This window comes from Shewanella sp. CAL98-MNA-CIBAN-0140 (assembly GCF_040309905.1).
Taxonomy (GTDB): domain Bacteria; phylum Pseudomonadota; class Gammaproteobacteria; order Enterobacterales; family Shewanellaceae; genus Shewanella; species Shewanella psychromarinicola.
Map to the genome: position 1 here is coordinate 1 of NZ_JBEOPI010000159.1, position 273 is coordinate 273.

At 66.7% G+C, this 273-nt stretch carries 1 protein-coding gene; it reads left to right on the forward strand.

Features of this window, described 5'->3' with window-relative positions:
• Window positions 1-24: 24 nt before the first annotated feature.
• On the forward strand, window positions 25-273 hold a 249-nt coding region (locus tag AAEY93_RS20580), incomplete at its 3' end, for a hypothetical protein (protein WP_351079517.1).

Genomic DNA, 273 nt, shown 5'->3' on the forward strand with positions numbered 1-273 from the left:
GGAAACGACCGAGGAGGCATCGGCATGATCGCACTGAACCGGTTCACGATGCTCGCGCTCGCCGCTGCCTTCTCCTTCTATCACGTCGTTCGCGGGCTGCTCACCCTGCCGCAGGCCGACTCGCCGTGGCCGAGCGTGATGGCGATGGCGCTGTACCTCACTGCGACGGGAATGGCGCTGTGGCCATCGAGCCCGACGGCCATGCCGGCATGGCTCGCATCGTTCTGCCTGGCGACGGCGATCAGTGTGCCTCTGCTCGTGACCAGCCAGCTC